Raw genomic sequence first — 16,836 nt, 5'->3', positions numbered from 1 at the left:
AGAATACGTAACTATTTGTCTAACAGAATTTCCTGTATAATGTCTGCCTTTTTGACATTCTGAATTTTCAGCCCGTGTTTCGCAGATAAATAGGGTTCAGCAAAATGCCAAAATCCCGCAGCAAGCAAAAGCACAACAGCTGAGTAAAAGGATATTGTATGCGTACTAATTATTGTGGGCAGTTAAACATCGCTCACGAAGGCCAAAAAGTCACTCTTAGTGGATGGGTAAACCGCCGTCGCGATTTAGGTGGTTTGATTTTTATCGATATGCGTGACCGTGAAGGGATCGTGCAAGTTTTCTTCGACCCCGATCGTAAAGACATATTTGAAAAAGCGTCAGAACTGCGTAATGAGTTCTGTATCCAAATCACAGGGACAGTACGCGCACGTCCAGATAGCCAAAAAAATAAATATATGGCAACGGGCGAAATTGAAGTTTTTGCTGAAGAACTGAATGTTTTCAATAAGTCAGAGCCACTACCATTAGATAGCAACCAAACGAATACAGAAGAGCGTCGTTTAAAATATCGCTATTTAGATTTGCGCCGTCCAGAGATGTCTGAGCGTCTGCGCACGCGTGCCAAAATTACCAGCTTTGTTCGTAACTTTATGGATAACGAAGGGTTTTTGGACGTTGAAACGCCAATGCTAACCAAAGCAACACCAGAAGGTGCTCGTGACTATTTAGTGCCAAGTCGTGTTCATAAAGGTAAATTTTACGCATTACCTCAATCACCGCAACTGTTTAAACAGTTGCTGATGATGTCAGGCTTTGATCGTTATTATCAAATCGTAAAATGCTTCCGCGATGAAGATTTACGTGCAGACCGCCAGCCTGAATTTACCCAAATCGATGTTGAAACCTCTTTCATGACCGCAGAGCAAGTGCGTGAAATTATGGAACGTATGATCCGTAATTTATGGTTAGAGGTAAAAGGGGTTGATTTAGGCAACTTCCCTATCATGACCTTTGCGGAAGCTATGCGTCGTTATGGTTCAGATAAACCAGACTTACGTAACCCAATGGAGCTGGTGGATGTGGCGGATATCGTAAAAGATGTTGAATTTGCGGTGTTCTCAGGCCCAGCAAACGACCCGAAAGGCCGTGTTGCAGCTCTGAAGGTCCCTGGTGGCGCAGCTATGACGCGTAAACAAATCGACGAATATGGTCAATTTGTTGGTATTTATGGTGCGAAAGGCTTGGCTTGGATGAAAGTCAACGAGCGAGCTAAAGGCCTTGAAGGCATTCAAAGCCCAGTTGCAAAATTCTTGAGTGAAGATGTGATTAACCAGTTATTAGACCGTACTGGTGCTGTTGATGGCGATATCTTGTTATTCGGCGCGGGCGCAAAAAATGTGGTGACCGATTCAATGGGTGCGTTACGTTTGAAAGTCGGTCGTGACTTTGAATTAACCGATTTAAATAGCTGGCAACCACTGTGGGTGATTGATTTCCCAATGTTTGAAGATAATGGTGAAGGCGGGTTAACTGCGATGCACCATCCATTTACTTCACCTAAAGATTTCTCACCTGAAGAACTGGCGAGTAAACCTGAAGAAGCCGTTGCTAATGCGTATGATATGGTCATCAATGGTTACGAAGTTGGTGGTGGTTCAGTACGTATTCACCGCAATGAAATGCAACAAACAGTATTTAGCATTTTAGGTATTAATGAAGAAGACCAACGTGAAAAATTTGGCTTCTTATTGGATGCATTGAAATATGGTACACCGCCACACGCAGGTTTAGCATTTGGTCTTGACCGTTTAGTCATGTTGTTAACAGGCACTGATAATATTCGTGATGTTATTGCTTTCCCGAAAACAACAGCAGCTGCGTGCCTAATGACGAATGCACCGAGCCATGCGAATCCTGATTCATTAACGGAACTCGCTATCGCGGTGGTTGCGAAAGACGAAGAGTAAGTTCAATGAAAAAATATAAGCGCCCGGAATCAGTATTAGTCATTATTGTGGCTCAAAGTAGTGGGCGGGTGCTTATGTTACGACGTAAAGACGACCCAAACTTCTGGCAATCAGTGACTGGAAGTTTGGAGCCTGATGAAAAGCCGTACGAAACGGCGTGTCGTGAAATTAAAGAAGAGACAGGTTTTGAGGTTGAACAAAACCAGCTACAAGATTTGTCGCACAGTATCATCTTTGAAATTTTCCCGCATTTCAGGCATCGTTATGCACCCGATGTTACGCATTGTAAAGAACATTGGTTTAAAATGGTGCAAAGTGAAGAAAAAATGCCATTACTGACGGAACACAGTGAATTTCGTTGGCTAGCCCCCGATGAAGCAGCGAGCTTAACGAAATCCTGGAGCAACAGTCAGGCTATTTTAGAATTTGCTGTTTAATTATTTATTGACGTTTTTTGGAGATATTTCATGGCAGGTCATAGTAAATGGGCCAACACCAAACACCGTAAAGCGGCACAAGATGCTAAACGCGGTAAAATTTTCACTAAAATTATCCGTGAATTAGTGACTGCAGCTCGTTTAGGTGGTGGTGATCCCGCAACTAACCCGCGTTTACGTGCGGCTATAGATAAAGCATTATCTAACAACATGACTCGTGACACTTTAAACCGTGCTATCGCACGTGGTGTTGGTAATGATGATAATGATAATATGGAAACCATCATTTATGAAGGTTATGGCCCAGGTGGAACGGCTGTTATGGTTGAATGCTTAAGTGATAACCGTAACCGTACTGTTTCTGAAGTGCGTCATGCATTTACTAAAACGGGTGGTAACTTAGGTACAGACGGTTCCGTTTCTTACTTATTTACTAAACGCGGCGTGATCACTTATGCACCTGGCGTTGATGAAGATGCCATAATGGATGCGGCATTAGAAGCAGGCGCTGATGATGTTGAAACTTATGATGATGGTGCAATCGATGTTTACACAACACCAGAAACGTTTGGTGAAGTGAAAGATGCACTAGATGCTGCAGGTTTCACCAGTGAAGCCGCAGAAGTATCGATGATCCCATCGACTAAAGCGGAGTTAGATGCAGAAACGGCTCCTAAATTATTACGTCTTATTGATATGTTAGAAGATTCAGACGACGTACAGGAAGTTTACCACAATGGTGATATTTCTGACGAAGTCGCTGCCACACTGTAAGTCGTGAGGCACTAAGTGGCCATTTAGTCATTTAGCATAATCCGCGTAGAGAAAGCCGGCTGGCGCAGCCTGTTTTCTCTAACGCCTTCTATTCTTTCCTTTCCTTTATCCGCTATACTTTCTTTGTATCGACGAGCTAACTAAAACAGTTTAATTAATATAACGAGGAATAAATAAACGTATATGGCGATTATTTTAGGTATTGACCCCGGTTCTCGTGTTACGGGATACGGTGTTATTCGCCAGCAAGGCCGGCAATTGCTGTATTTAGGCAGTGGATGTATTCGTACCCAAGTTGATGATTTACCAAGTCGTCTGCAACGAATTTATGCGGGTGTCTCGGAAATTATCACCCAATATCAACCTGATGTATTATCCATTGAACAAGTTTTTATGGCGAAGAATGCGGATTCAGCATTAAAACTTGGTCAAGCCCGAGGGGTTGCAATTGTTGCTGCTGCAAACATGAATATACCCGTATTCGAATATGCGGCTCGCCAAGTGAAACAGACAGTTGTAGGCACAGGAGCTGCAGAAAAAAGCCAAGTACAACATATGGTTAAATCTATTCTGAAGTTGTCGGCGAGCCCACAATCTGATGCGGCAGATGCTTTGGCAATTGCGATTACACATTGCCATTTCAATCAAAACCTTTTAAAAGTTGGCGACCCACGGTTAGTTTTAACTCGCGGCCGTTTAAGATAGCGAGTTTATCTTAAACAGAATTACTTATTAATAAATAGCGCGTAGCTGGATATGCATCCAGCATTTTTTGTGGTATAAACAACGGTATTAATGATAATAAACCAGCCTGTTCAGGGTTTAGATAGTATGTTCAGGGTTTAGATAGCAATAGAGGGCTTCAATGTGATAGGTCGTTTACGTGGTATTGTTTTAGAAAAGCAACCTCCAATCGTATTATTAGAGCTACAAGGTGTCGGTTATGAAGTCCATATGCCGATGACTTGTTTCTATGAATTACCCGAAATTGGTCAAGAAGCGATTGTTTTCACTCATTTTGTTGTTCGTGAAGATGCCCAATTATTATATGGCTTTAACGACAAGCAAGAAAGGGCGCTATTTAAAGAACTGATCAAAGTTAATGGGGTTGGTCCAAAATTAGCTCTAGCAATTTTATCAGGGATGTCTGCTCAACAATTTGTTTCTGCGATTGAACAAGAAGCTATCGCATCACTGGTCAAATTACCTGGTATTGGTAAGAAAACGGCAGAACGTTTAGTGGTCGAAATGAAAGACCGCTTCAAAGGCCTAAATGGCGATTTATTTAATCAAAATAGTGACATTAACCTACCAAGTGTGAACAGCAAAGTACCAAGCATGGCTGATATTGAGGCAGAAGCAGCTGCTGCATTGATTGCTTTAGGGTACAAACCACAAGAAGCAAGCCGTATGGTGAGTAAAGTCGCAAAACCGGATAGCGACTCTGAAACATTGATCCGTGATGCCCTTCGTGCCGCACTTTGATTGAGAGACGTTGAATATGATTGAAGCTGATCGCCTAATAACGGCTGAAGTATTACAGTCAGATGAAGAAGCTATTGACCGTGCGATCAGGCCAAAGCTATTGAATGAATACATTGGTCAGCCCCAGGTTAAAGACCAAATGGAAATATTTATTCAGGCGGCAAAAATGCGGGGCGATGCGCTTGACCATTTGCTAATCTTTGGTCCTCCAGGGTTAGGTAAAACAACTCTGGCTGGGATTGTTGCAAATGAACTAGGCGTTAATCTGCGTACAACTTCAGGGCCCGTATTAGAAAAAGCAGGCGATTTAGCAGCCATGTTAACTAATTTAGAACCTCATGATGTCCTATTCATTGATGAAATCCATCGATTATCTCCAGTTGTTGAGGAAATACTTTATCCCGCAATGGAAGATTACCAGCTAGATATCATGATAGGTGAAGGGCCTGCTGCGCGTTCTATTAAAATTGATCTCCCTCCTTTCACATTAATTGGTGCGACGACTCGGGCTGGGTCACTCACATCACCATTACGTGATAGGTTCGGTATTGTGCAACGCCTAGAATTTTATCAAGTTAATGATCTACAACATATTGTCAAACGTAGCGCCCAATACATGGGGCTAGACATCACCGAAGAAGGGGCTCTACAAGTTGCTATGCGCTCGAGGGGAACTCCACGTATTACCAACCGTTTGTTGCGTCGCGTGCGGGACTTTGCACAAGTAAAAGGCGATGGTTCAATTGATGGGCTAATAGCTAACCAAGCATTAGACATGTTAAATGTTGATGCTGCAGGCTTTGATTATTTAGATAGAAAGCTTCTGGTGGCTATTATTGATAAATTTATGGGCGGCCCAGTTGGTGTTGATAACCTTGCAGCAGCCATTGGGGAAGAGCGTGAAACCATAGAAGATGTTTTAGAACCTTATCTTATCCAGCAAGGCTTTATTCAGCGCACCCCTAGAGGCCGAATGGCGACGGTTCATGCATATAACCACTTTGGTTTAACCCCTAAAGAAATTTAATTATATTAAATAAATAAAAATGGCCCCAACATTGAAAGCAATGTTAGGGCCATTTACATCAAAAATTGTATGTAACAACTGAAATTATGTAGCTCATAGCTTAAATTAATTTTTCGCTTTTATTACTAAACTAAATACGAACAGAATAGCGGATACCAACACCACAGACGGCCCTGCAGGGGTATCGTAGAAAGCAGAAAGTGTTAGCCCACCAGTCACAGCAATCATACCAATTAAGACAGCGATAGAAGCCATTTGCTCAGGCGTTCGAGCAAAACGCCGAGCCGTTGCCGCGGGTATAATTAATAAAGACGTAATAATTAACGCCCCGACAAATTTCATTGCAATACCAATTGTTAGTGCGGTAACTAGCATTAGTAATAAACGCAGTCTTTGAATATTAATGCCATCAACAAAAGCAAGTTCAGGGCTAACCGTTATGGACAAAAGTGCCCGCCAACGATAAAAAAGCAACCCGCAAACGACAATAACGCCAATAAAAATCGTTATAATATCCTCATAGCTGACTGAGAGTAAGTCACCAAATAAATAAGCCATTAGGTCAACACGGACATTAGCCATTAAGCTAACAACAACTAGACCTAAAGAGAGTGAACTGTGCGCCATAATACCCAGTAGAGTATCAACAGCAAGTTGTGGCCGCTTTTCTAGCCAAACTAAAATTAAGGCCAATAACAAAGTGACAGCAATAACAGCATAGAATGGGTTGATATTTAATAGAAGCCCAAATGCGACGCCTAGCAATGAAGCATGGGCTAGTGTATCGCCAAAATAGGACATACGGCGCCACACAACAAAAGAGCCTAGAGGACCTGCCGCAATGGCAAGTAGCATACCTGCTATCCAGCCGGGTAATAGTAACTCAATCATGTTTGCAGTCCTTGCTGTGTTGGTGGCCAACAATAATATTGCCTTCTAAATCGTGTTGATGATTATGTTGATGGCGGTATACACCGAGTTGTTGAGCACCGCGATAACCAAACATTGCCACAAACTCAGGGTGGTTTGAAACAACGTCTGGCGCGCCAGAACAGCAAATATGGCCGTTAATGCAAAGTACTTTATCTGTTTTTGCCATTACGAGATGTAAGTCATGGGAGACCATTAATACGGCGCAGTTAAGCTCAGTTCTTAACTGATTAATTAAGTCATATAGAGCAACTTGACCTGTGATATCAACGCCTTGAGCGGGCTCGTCAAGCACTAGCAAGTCAGGTTTATTGAGTAGGGCGCGAGCCAGTAAAACACGCTGAGTCTCACCGCCTGATAACTTTTGCATTGGTTGTTCGAGTAAATGCGTTGCCTTGACCCTCTCGAGGGCGGGTAACAAATGCTCTTTACGAACACCAAGCTTTAATAACATAAACCGTTTAACCGTAAGAGGAAGCGTCGTATCTAAGTGAAGTTTTTGTGGAACATAACCAATAGCGAGAGAAGAAGGACGCGTAATGGTACCTGATGTAGGGGCAAGTAACCCGAGTACAACACGTACAATTGTTGATTTTCCAGCGCCATTAGGGCCTAAAAGGGTCACGATATCACCTTTATTCAGTTCAAAGGTAACATCGTTGAGAACCTGTTTTTCGCCAAATGAAACAGAAATCTTATTTAAAGTTAGTAGTGGTTGCATGTGAAAAACATCTTGCAGAATTCATGTTGTGTTATATTATAACATTTCAAAGTTAAAATCACGGAAAAAGACTGCTATGATACATAAATCGAAAAACATTGCCTGTAAATTTCTTTTTGGGGCAGTGGCAAGCTCGGTATTAAGTGCAACAATGGTATCAACCGCGAATGCTGATGTTGTGACTTCAATTCGTCCACTGGCCTTTATTGCAGCTGGTATTGCTGATGGTGTCACTGAGACACAAGTTTTATTACCAGATGGCGCTTCGCCTCATGATTATGCACTTAAACCTTCTGATTTGAAAAAAATTAAACAGGCTGATTTATTTGTATGGGTTGGGCCTGATATGGAAATGTTTTTACAGAAGCCAATCAATACATTACCACAGAATAAACGCCTAGCATTAGCTGAACAGAAAAATATTAAGCCGCTACTTATGGCAGAGTCCCATGAAGATGAACATGACCATGAACATGGAGATGAGGCTAATCATGACAAGGATCACGAACATCATCATCATGGTGAGTATAATATGCACATCTGGTTATCACCAGAGATCGCAAATTTTGCTGCGCAAGACATTTATGAACGTTTAGTAGAGCTTTATCCTGAACAAAAAGATAAGCTAGACGTAAACCTTCGTAAATTCAAAGAAAATATGACGCAAAATGATCAGAATATTGCTAATATTTTGCAGCCAGCTAGAAACAAGGGTTATTTCGTTTTTCACGACGCTTATGGCTACTTTGAAAAACACTATCAACTCGCTCCTTTAGGGCATTTTACGATAAACCCAGAAATACAGCCAGGCGCGCAAAAATTACATCAAATACGAACACAATTGGTTGAGCATAAAGCGCAATGTGTTTTTGCTGAGCCACAATTCAGGCCTGCTGTGATTGAAAGCGTAGCACGTAATACGGGGGTGAAAATGGGAACTCTCGACCCACTAGGAATTGGGCTGGCTATAGAGCCGGATAGCTACATGAAGTTTTTGACTCAACTATCAGAGCAATACGCCAGCTGCCTGGATTAAAAATAGAAGGAATTGTTTAAGTGCAGCAAATGGCCAAGAGTCTGGTTCAGGTATACGGTAGCCTGTCTAGAACACACAAAATTGTATTAAGTGCGCTCACTGTAGCGACTATGGCCGTCGCAATTTGGCGGCCAGTTCATATACCAACAACGACTGAAAATGACGGAACACCAGATACCATCATTCCGCTCTCATTATTACCTGCAAGTGATGCTACCGACGATATAATTCAAGATAGTAGTGAACAGCTACCTGATGAAGGCCTCGCTGATACTGACGCTGAAGCTGCAGAAACTGGTGGGGCAGCAGCACCTCTCGTTCATGAATATGTTGTTGCAAGTGGTGATAATTTAACGACTATTTTAACTCAATTCGGTATTGAAGCGGGTGATGTTGCAACACTATCCAATCAACATAAATCGCTGAGAAACCTGAAAATAGGCCAATCTTTAAATTGGTCGTTAACTGATCAAGGCGAATTAGAATCATTGACATGGGAAGTTTCTCGCCGTGAGACCCGTGTATTTACCCGCGTTGGAACGACAAACAAATTTGAAGAAGCCAAACAAATTCGTGAAGGTGAGTGGACTAACAGTGTATTAAAAGGCACGGTTGACGGTTCATTTGCACAAAGTACAAATAAAGCTGGCTTAACACGCAATGAAGGCCGTGAGGTGATCAAAGCCTTGCAATGGCAAGTTGACTTCAAAAAATTGAAAAAAGGCGATAAATTCAGTGTGTTAATGAGTAGAGAAATGCTGAATGGCCGTAGTGAACAGAGCCAACTCATTGGTGTTCGTCTACAAACAAATGGAAAAAGCTATTACGCTTTTCGTGCTGAAGATGGGCGATATTATGATAGCGAAGGGAATGGCTTAGAACGCGGTTTCTTACGTTTTCCAACTGCTAAACAATTTAGAGTTTCTTCACAATTCAACCCTCGACGAGTTAACCCAGTTACTGGGCGTGTAGCACCGCATAAAGGTGTGGACTTCGCAATGCCAGTTGGCACACCAGTGCTTGCTGTTGGTGATGGTGAAGTCATTGTTTCAAAATACAGCGGTGCTGCAGGTAACTTTATTGCGATCCGTCATGGGCGTCAATATACCACGCGTTACATGCACTTACGGCAGCTATTAGTTAAGCCAGGTCAAAAAGTTAAGCGCGGTGATCGAATTGCGCTATCGGGCAATACTGGGCGTTCGACTGGGCCTCATCTACATTTTGAAATGTGGGTTAATCAACAAGCGGTAAACCCACTCACTGCGAAATTACCTAGTTCTGGTGGCTTGACAGGGAAAGAGCGTAAGGAATACTTAGCGCTAGTTAAAGAAACTAAACCACAACTTAAACTACAATAATTTAAGTTTCTATTTTTATCGCTGGCAGGTACTTGTATCTGCCAGTTTTCTTTGTAATGCTCCCGTAAACTATTATTATAAGCTATAGAAAGATAGCTATTATTCACTTGAGTACAGCATGAATAAAGATCAAGACACTGATAGTAAAAAAGGCTATGTGCCAACGTTTCACCGCTCTTACCTTTTACCTAAATATTGGGGAGTGTGGCTAGGGGCCGGTGTTTTAGCCGGATTGGCTTTCATTCCGGTTAAAATACGTGATCCTTTACTGGCTAAAATAGGAAAATGGGTTGGACGACTAGCAAAGAGTGGTCGCCGTCGCGCTAAAATTAACTTACTTTACTGTTTTCCTGAATTGACAGAACATCAACGAGAAGAGTTAGTTGATCGCATGTTTGAAACCGCACCACAATCTTTTGTCATGTTGGCTGAGCTATGTCTGCGTGGTGCGAGTAAAACGCTAGCTAGAACGCATTGGCATAATCAAGAAATTATAGAGCGTTTAAAGCAGCAGCAAAGTAATGTTATTTTTATGGTACCTCATGGGTGGGGCGTTGATGTCCCTGCGATGTTATTAGCAGCCAAAGGCCAGCAAATGGCTGCCATGTTTCATCACCAAAAGAACCCCGTTGCAGATTATTTATGGAATAAAGCAAGATACCATTTTGGGGGGCGCTTACACTCAAGAGAGGCGGGTATTAAGCCTTTTATTGCTTCTGTTAGGCAAGGTTATTGGGGCTTTTATTTACCTGACCAAGATCATGGTGAAGAGCATAGTGAATTTGTCGATTTTTTTGGCACATATAAGGCAACATTACCTGCAATCGGTCGGCTAATGAAGGTATGTAAAGCGAAAGTTGTGCCACTGTTTCCTGTTTATGACCATAAAACGCATCAATTGCATATTTATATTCGTGAACCGATGGATGATATTGATGGAAAGGATGATAAGTATATAGCACGAAGAATGAATGAGGAGCTGGAGTACCTGGTTGCTCCGAATTTAGAACAGTACACATGGATATTAAAGCTATTGAAAACGCGAAAAGAGGGTGAAATAGAACCTTATCAGCGAAAAGACCTCTATCGTTAGTGTACAGATATACAGAATAAATTTTAAGCCATTACTTTTTAGTAATGGTTTTTTTTATTTAAAAGTGAGTATTTATAGAAATATACGTTTGATGATTGGTAATTTTAAAAAACTGTACACGATTATTAATAACGAAAATTTAGGATAGTACATTAATGATTTATGGATGTTTCATTCATTTTTTGAGCTGTATCTAATTTTTGTAAAGTCTTGATAAAAAGAAGAAGAGCAAGGCTTAATTTAACTTATTGATTTGTATGCTTATTATAAATATTGCATTGTATATTTATAGCTTACATGACAGATAGTTAAGTGCAATATAAGGAAGATATGCTTAATGAACACGATAAAAGAGCAAAAAAGCTTATGTATTCGTTCGATTGATAAGAGTTAATCTAAGGTATGCTAAAAAGTTTTGGACGGTAACATTTAATCCTAAGCTCAGAAGTCAATTTTATACATGGGTAAGGAAATGAGAACAATTAGATATTTTTTTTAGAAAAAATGTTAGTAGCCATTCAAAGCATTAATTGTAGAATGAACGAGGGTTAAGATTATTACTTGCCGAAGATCAGATAAGCTAGAACTGATAAATATCATACCGTATCGTTTTAAGTAATTATTATTCTAATCATATTATTATTAGCTGTAATTAGCCTGTGTTGCATCAATCATAAAATTAAATCTTAGTATAAATACGAGGTGACTTTATTTCAATGTTTGTATTGTGATATTCCTCTTTATTTATCTAATGCAAAGCCAACTATCCAGTAGATAATATTATAAAACCATCATTAAATGACTAACCAATTATAGTTATTATTTGTGTACTTCACCATGATTATAATTGAGTACTGTTTTTTTTATTCTAAAATTATTTTTTGTTTAATTTTTATAAGATTGTTAGTTTTTTATTTAATAAAATAATTTATTCTTATTTGGTATTAAAAATGCTATGGGTGTTTTTTTTGTTTACATTCTTACTTTGTTATTTTTTTAATTTAAAATTGAAATTATTTATAGGTTATTTCTATTCATGATGTAGTCAGTGTGAAAATTATATTTTATATATAAAACGGATCTTCATGTTAAAAATTATTCCTTACATACAAAAAAAAGAACTTAAATAATTTTAAACATATGAGTAAATACTAAGCGTTATGTATAATCACTTATTAACGACTATAAAATATATTGCTATATTTTAATTATATAATAAAAATAACTCCCAGATTAATACTTGGAGACTCTATGGAAAAAACTCGAACAACGTTAGATCAATGGATAACTCTACAGGCAGTGGTTGACTGCGGTGGTTTTGCTCAAGCAGCTGAAATTTTGCATAGGACACAATCATCAATTAGTTACACCATTAGTAAATTAGAGCAAACATTAGAAATTGAAATATTTTCTTTAGAAAAACGTCGTGCAGTATTAACTAGACAAGGAGAGCAGCTATTAGCGCTATCGAGAGAGGTAACAAATAAAGCAATTTCATTAGAAAAGGTTGCTAAATCATTAAATTACGAAGGAAATAATAAAATTAATATTGTTATTGATTCACTATATCAAAGTGATGAAATACTGAAAAAAATTGGGGATTTAAGTCGGTCTAGAAAGGATTATGATATTGATTTAAAACGTTTATTATTAAAAAAAACAGATATTTTTGGGGTTAAAAATTATGATTTATTAATTACTCACCATTACGTTGAGTCGTTAAACCCTATATTCCTTGAGCAAGTTGAGGCGGTGTTTGTAACCAATCCAAATCATAAACTTCAACATTGCCAGGCTGATAATATATTGAAATCAATGGAAAAAACAACATTGATTGCTTTGGAGTCTACAGAGATAGATGGTATGAAAAGTATCCAAACTATTCATGTTCCTAATGTGGATTTAGCAATTCAATTAACAGAGAATTTGATTGGGTATTTATGGTTACCAAAGAATTTAGTCCAGAAGGAATTGAATAATAATTCATTAAAAGAGCTGAAAACAGCAAATAAAAAATCATTCTATAATTTCTACATGTATATGAATAAAAATTCAATGGATAATGAAATTTTAAGATACTACCTTATTGATAATGAAAAAATTAAATGAATGAGTCAATTAATGAATAATTAAAATAAAACATAAATATTTTAGATGTCATTTTAAAAAATTCAATGTATCCATTAGTTAACTTAACTAAAGGTAAATGGTATATTTCTTTCGTACACCCAATATGAGTAATTTATTTATTCATATAGTAGTAATTAATAATTAAAGATTTTTATTATAGGAACTATTATGAGTATTCTAAAAAAATCCCTAGCAGTAATAGGGGTTGCTTTAGCTGTAACATCTGCACCAACTGTTTTTGCTTCAGGTACAATTAATTTTACCGGGGAAATAACTGACATTGCTTGTACAGTTGATAGTAACTCAAAAAATTTAAATGTTGACCTTGGAAAGGTATCAGCTAAAAGTTTAGCTGCACAGGGTGAAGTTGCAGGATTGAAAGACTTCACGATTAAGCTTGTTGATTGTCCAGCAAACTCGAAAGTAACCGTACGCTTTGGTGGTACACGTGATACTGCAGACCGCGATATTCTTGCAATTAACCAAGGTGCAGGTGTTGCAAATAATGTCGGTATTGCTTTATTTGAAAAAGACGCAACAACACAAATCAAATTATTTGATGATTCAAAACAAATTGAATTCGATGGTGCAACAGTAGACTTAGATTACGTAGCTCGTTATAAAGCAACAGGCGTAGCAACTGCTGGTCCTGCTAATAGTAGTGCAGTATATAGCATTCAATATCATTAATTAGTTGGAGGGTGACAATGGTTGCCCTCTTTCTCACATCAATATCATGGCTGTTTTATGAAAAAAATATTTTTTTCAATCTGTATATGTTTATTTTCTATTTCTAACATCTCTCAAGCGTCAGGTATTAGTGTAGGTGGAACGCGTTTTGTCTATGAAGAAAACAAACGTGAAATTGATATCCCGATTTTTAATAGTGATAAAGAAAAACCATTTTTAATCCAAAGTTGGGTTTCTCCATTTAATGGTGAGGGTAAAGCACCATTTATTGCGACGCCACCATTATTCCGAATTGAACCAGATACAAATGGTTCAGCGAGGATCTCATACATAGGTGAACCTATAAATTCAAATGAAGAAAAAATCTATTTGCTTAATATTAAATCAATACCACCTAAAGATAATAGTATTGAAAATGAGCTACAGATAATTATAAACTCACAATTTAAACTGTTTTTAAGGTCGAAAGATATTGAACCTTTTGATTTTGAAAAGGTTAATTTAATTGAGAAATCAGATGGAGTTATGATTGATAACCAAACACCATATCATTTATCAATCAAAAATATCCTTATCAATGGCAAGGTCATTGATGGTGCTAGCTTAATATACCCATTTAAAAATGATTATATTCTTAAGAAAAAAACAAATAATAGTGATTCAATAGTTGTTCAGTTTATTAATGACTATGGCGCTATCATAGAGAAAAAAACCAAGTAAGAGTATCTAAGATGTCAGTTCTCTATACCAAAAATAGACTTATGTATTCTAAAGTTTTTACTACGATCAGCTTAATATTGTATGCCAATAATACAATTGCTGAAGATATATTTGATATCAATGCTATTAATACTGGAATTGAAAGTCAAGTTGCTGATGTGAATAGCTTGGGCTACTTATCATCCGCAGGTGGGCAATTACCAGGTGATTATTTTGTCGATATTTATATTAATGATCAACTTGTGGATAATAAGAATATTACATTTTTATTTGATGATAAAACTAAAAAACTACTCCCTAAAATAACAAAAAATATGCTACTAGAGTGGGGGGTAAAAAACTCAGCAAGTGAAAAATTCTCATCAATTGAAGGTGATGAATATTTGAACGATATTGCTCAAGTTATTCCTAGTGCTAATTATCAATACAAATTCGAAATCCAACAACTACAAGTAAGCATTCCTCAAATTGGATTAGAAAATACTAGCCGAGGCTACGTTGAGCCAAAAGAATGGGACGATGGAATTAATGCAGCATTTGTTAATTATACTGCAAGATTTAATAAACATTGGTACCAAAATAGAGACAACAGAGATAATACATTCATAGGTTTAAGAAGTGGCATTAATATAAATGCTTGGCGTTTACGTAGCTATAACACATATAGTAATACAACAAATGAAACAAACTGGAATAATTTACAAACCTATATAGAACGAGATATTAGAAGCTTAAAAAGCCGATTAACGATTGGTGAAACATCCTCTGATAATGGTGTGATGGAAAGCAACCCTTATCGTGGGATAAGGTTAGCCTCCGATGAAAGTATGTTACCTCAAAGTGAAAGAGGTTTTGCACCGACAGTCACAGGAATTGCGCAATCAAATGCGATTGTTACTATCAGGCAAAATGGTAATGTGATTTATCAAACAACTGTACCACCTGGTGAGTTTTCAATTAATGATTTATATCCAACTTCATACAGTGGTGATCTTGAGGTCTCCATTGAAGAAGCTAATGGAACAATCAGATCTTTTATTCAGCCATTTTCAGCGGTACCAATGATGCAAAGAGCTGGTGCATTAAAATATAGCGTGGATATTGGTAAATATAATGTTGATAGTGCACGGCGTAAACCAAATTTTGCGCAAGCATCAGCAATTTATGGGTTACCATATAACTTATCCGCTTATGGAGGTTTTTTAGTTTCCCAAGACTATCAAGCTTACACAATAGGTACTGGAGTAAATTTAGGTAATATTGGTGCGATATCGACAGATATTACGCAAGCATCAACACAATTGATTGATAAAAAGAAGGCAGAAGGGCAATCGTACCGAATTCAGTATTCAAAATATATTCCAGACACAGGCACTTCTTTTTCTTTGGCATCATATCGCTATTCAACAAAGAATTACTATGATTTCTCTGATTCGAATAATTATTTCTATAATATCGGTCGGAAAAAACAACAGTTTCAAGCATCAGTATCTCAATCGCTTAACGGAATAGGTTATTTATCAGTGAATGGTTACCAGCAATATTACTGGGATAAAAGTGGTTCTGATAAAAATTTAACGATGAGTTTTAGTTCTAATTATAATTCGATGAATTACAGTGTTGCTTATTCTTATACAAAGCAAGATTATTCGAATACCAATGACCAAATGCTGTCATTAAATTTAAGTATTCCTTTTGATTTAGGACGGAAAAATAATTGGATCAATTATAGCTATAATACCAGTAAAAATGGCGATTCTATTAGCTCATTGAGTTTTAATGGCACGCAATTAGAAGATAATAATTTGCAGTATGACCTTACGCAAAGATATAACCATAGCCATGACGAATATAGTAGTTCCGTTAGTGCAAACTATATAGTTTCATCAGGGGAATACAGTGCAGGCTATAATTATGACCCTAAATATCATTCTGTCGATCTCGGTGCAACAGGAGCATTATTACTGCATTCTGGAGGGCTAACGACATCACGTACTATTTATGATTCTGCAGTACTCGTAAAAGCTGAAGATATTGATAATTTAAAAGTGAATAATGCGCAGTCGCTCTATACTAACTCTTCAGGCTTTGCCGTAATTCCTACGGTCACACGCTACGAACGAAATAAAATTAGTGTCGATACTGCAACATTAAGTGGTACCAATGATGTTGCTATTAATACAACAACCGTTGTTCCTACTCAAGGTGCTATTGTATTAGCTAATTTTCAAGCAAAACGCGGTGCTAGAGTATTACTAAAACTGCAGCATGCAGGCAAACCCATTGCATTTGGCACTCAAGTTTCTGTGATAGAAAATGAAGAGCAAGTGACTGGAGGTATTGTTGCAAATGATGGGGAAGTTTATTTAAGCGGTGTTCCAGAGCAAAGTACCATCATTGTAAAATGGGGTAATAGTCATAATCAACAATGTACAGTTCCACTTTCATTATCGTTAGAAAATGAAAAAATTCAGTTTATAGAACGAACTTGTGAATAGGGGTCG

Annotated in this window: 15 protein-coding genes; 13 read left to right on the top strand and 2 right to left on the bottom strand. The window is 38.0% G+C overall.

Annotated elements, in window-relative coordinates; translation table 11 throughout:
* Positions 1–158 precede the first annotated feature (158 nt).
* The 6 genes from aspS (at position 159) to ruvB (ending at position 5,651) form a co-directional block, all read left to right on the top strand.
* Positions 159–1,928: an aspartate--tRNA ligase gene (gene aspS, locus G6Q48_RS06110; RefSeq protein ID WP_166265071.1), complete on the top strand. Its 1,770-nt coding sequence runs from the start codon at positions 159–161 to the stop codon at positions 1,926–1,928.
* A 5-nt stretch (positions 1,929–1,933) separates the two neighbouring features.
* Entirely contained in the window at positions 1,934–2,365 is a 432-nt protein-coding gene (gene nudB / locus G6Q48_RS06105) for a dihydroneopterin triphosphate diphosphatase (RefSeq protein WP_125891079.1), read from the top strand.
* Between the two features lie 30 nt (positions 2,366–2,395).
* Positions 2,396–3,139, top strand: a complete 744-nt coding sequence (locus tag G6Q48_RS06100; protein ID WP_102140266.1) for a YebC/PmpR family DNA-binding transcriptional regulator — start codon at positions 2,396–2,398, stop codon at positions 3,137–3,139.
* A gap of 183 nt (positions 3,140–3,322) precedes the next feature.
* Complete coding sequence (ruvC, locus tag G6Q48_RS06095; RefSeq protein WP_004910683.1) at positions 3,323–3,844, top strand: crossover junction endodeoxyribonuclease RuvC; 522 nt, start codon at positions 3,323–3,325, stop codon at positions 3,842–3,844.
* A gap of 162 nt (positions 3,845–4,006) precedes the next feature.
* Positions 4,007–4,624: a Holliday junction branch migration protein RuvA gene (ruvA, locus tag G6Q48_RS06090; RefSeq protein WP_102140268.1), complete on the top strand. Its 618-nt coding sequence runs from the start codon at positions 4,007–4,009 to the stop codon at positions 4,622–4,624.
* A gap of 16 nt (positions 4,625–4,640) precedes the next feature.
* Positions 4,641–5,651 (top strand): Holliday junction branch migration DNA helicase RuvB, encoded by a 1,011-nt coding sequence (ruvB, locus tag G6Q48_RS06085; protein ID WP_102140269.1) that lies wholly within the window; start codon positions 4,641–4,643, stop codon positions 5,649–5,651.
* Between the two features lie 105 nt (positions 5,652–5,756).
* Here ruvB and znuB read toward each other — a convergent pair whose 3' ends face one another.
* A complete protein-coding gene (znuB, locus tag G6Q48_RS06080; protein ID WP_102140270.1) occupies positions 5,757–6,542 on the bottom strand; it encodes a zinc ABC transporter permease subunit ZnuB in 786 nt (261 codons plus the stop codon).
* Positions 6,535–7,302 carry a zinc ABC transporter ATP-binding protein ZnuC gene (gene znuC / locus G6Q48_RS06075; protein WP_004910688.1) on the bottom strand — a complete coding sequence of 256 codons (768 nt, stop codon included), beginning with the start codon at positions 7,300–7,302 and terminating at the stop codon, positions 6,535–6,537. Before znuC ends, znuB begins: the two co-directional genes overlap by 8 nt.
* A gap of 76 nt (positions 7,303–7,378) precedes the next feature.
* On the opposite strand from znuC, the gene znuA reads away from it, so the two are divergent.
* The 7 genes from znuA (at position 7,379) to G6Q48_RS06040 (ending at position 16,830) form a co-directional block, all read left to right on the top strand.
* Positions 7,379–8,338, top strand: a complete 960-nt coding sequence (znuA, locus tag G6Q48_RS06070; RefSeq protein ID WP_102140271.1) for a zinc ABC transporter substrate-binding protein ZnuA — start codon at positions 7,379–7,381, stop codon at positions 8,336–8,338.
* A 20-nt stretch (positions 8,339–8,358) separates the two neighbouring features.
* On the top strand, positions 8,359–9,699 hold the full coding sequence (mepM, locus tag G6Q48_RS06065) for a murein DD-endopeptidase MepM (protein WP_102140272.1): 1,341 nt from the start codon (positions 8,359–8,361) through the stop codon (positions 9,697–9,699).
* Positions 9,700–9,817: 118 nt separating this feature from the next.
* On the top strand, positions 9,818–10,792 hold the full coding sequence (gene lpxM / locus G6Q48_RS06060) for a lauroyl-Kdo(2)-lipid IV(A) myristoyltransferase (RefSeq protein ID WP_102140273.1): 975 nt from the start codon (positions 9,818–9,820) through the stop codon (positions 10,790–10,792).
* Between the two features lie 1,251 nt (positions 10,793–12,043).
* On the top strand, positions 12,044–12,901 hold the full coding sequence (locus G6Q48_RS06055) for a LysR family transcriptional regulator (RefSeq protein ID WP_166265068.1): 858 nt from the start codon (positions 12,044–12,046) through the stop codon (positions 12,899–12,901).
* Positions 12,902–13,090: 189 nt separating this feature from the next.
* Positions 13,091–13,612 carry a fimbrial protein gene (locus tag G6Q48_RS06050; RefSeq protein ID WP_166265065.1) on the top strand — a complete coding sequence of 174 codons (522 nt, stop codon included), beginning with the start codon at positions 13,091–13,093 and terminating at the stop codon, positions 13,610–13,612.
* 57 nt (positions 13,613–13,669) lie between these two features.
* A complete protein-coding gene (locus tag G6Q48_RS06045) occupies positions 13,670–14,332 on the top strand; it encodes a fimbrial biogenesis chaperone (RefSeq protein ID WP_102140276.1) in 663 nt (220 codons plus the stop codon).
* Positions 14,333–14,343: 11 nt separating this feature from the next.
* Positions 14,344–16,830 carry a fimbria/pilus outer membrane usher protein gene (locus G6Q48_RS06040; RefSeq protein WP_166265062.1) on the top strand — a complete coding sequence of 829 codons (2,487 nt, stop codon included), beginning with the start codon at positions 14,344–14,346 and terminating at the stop codon, positions 16,828–16,830.
* Positions 16,831–16,836: the final 6 nt, after the last annotated feature.

This window comes from Providencia sp. M-27, assembly GCF_011077905.1.
GTDB lineage: Bacteria > Pseudomonadota > Gammaproteobacteria > Enterobacterales > Enterobacteriaceae > Providencia > Providencia huaxiensis.
Note: the sequence above shows the minus strand (reverse complement) of the source record. Positions and strands in the feature narration are given on the sequence as shown.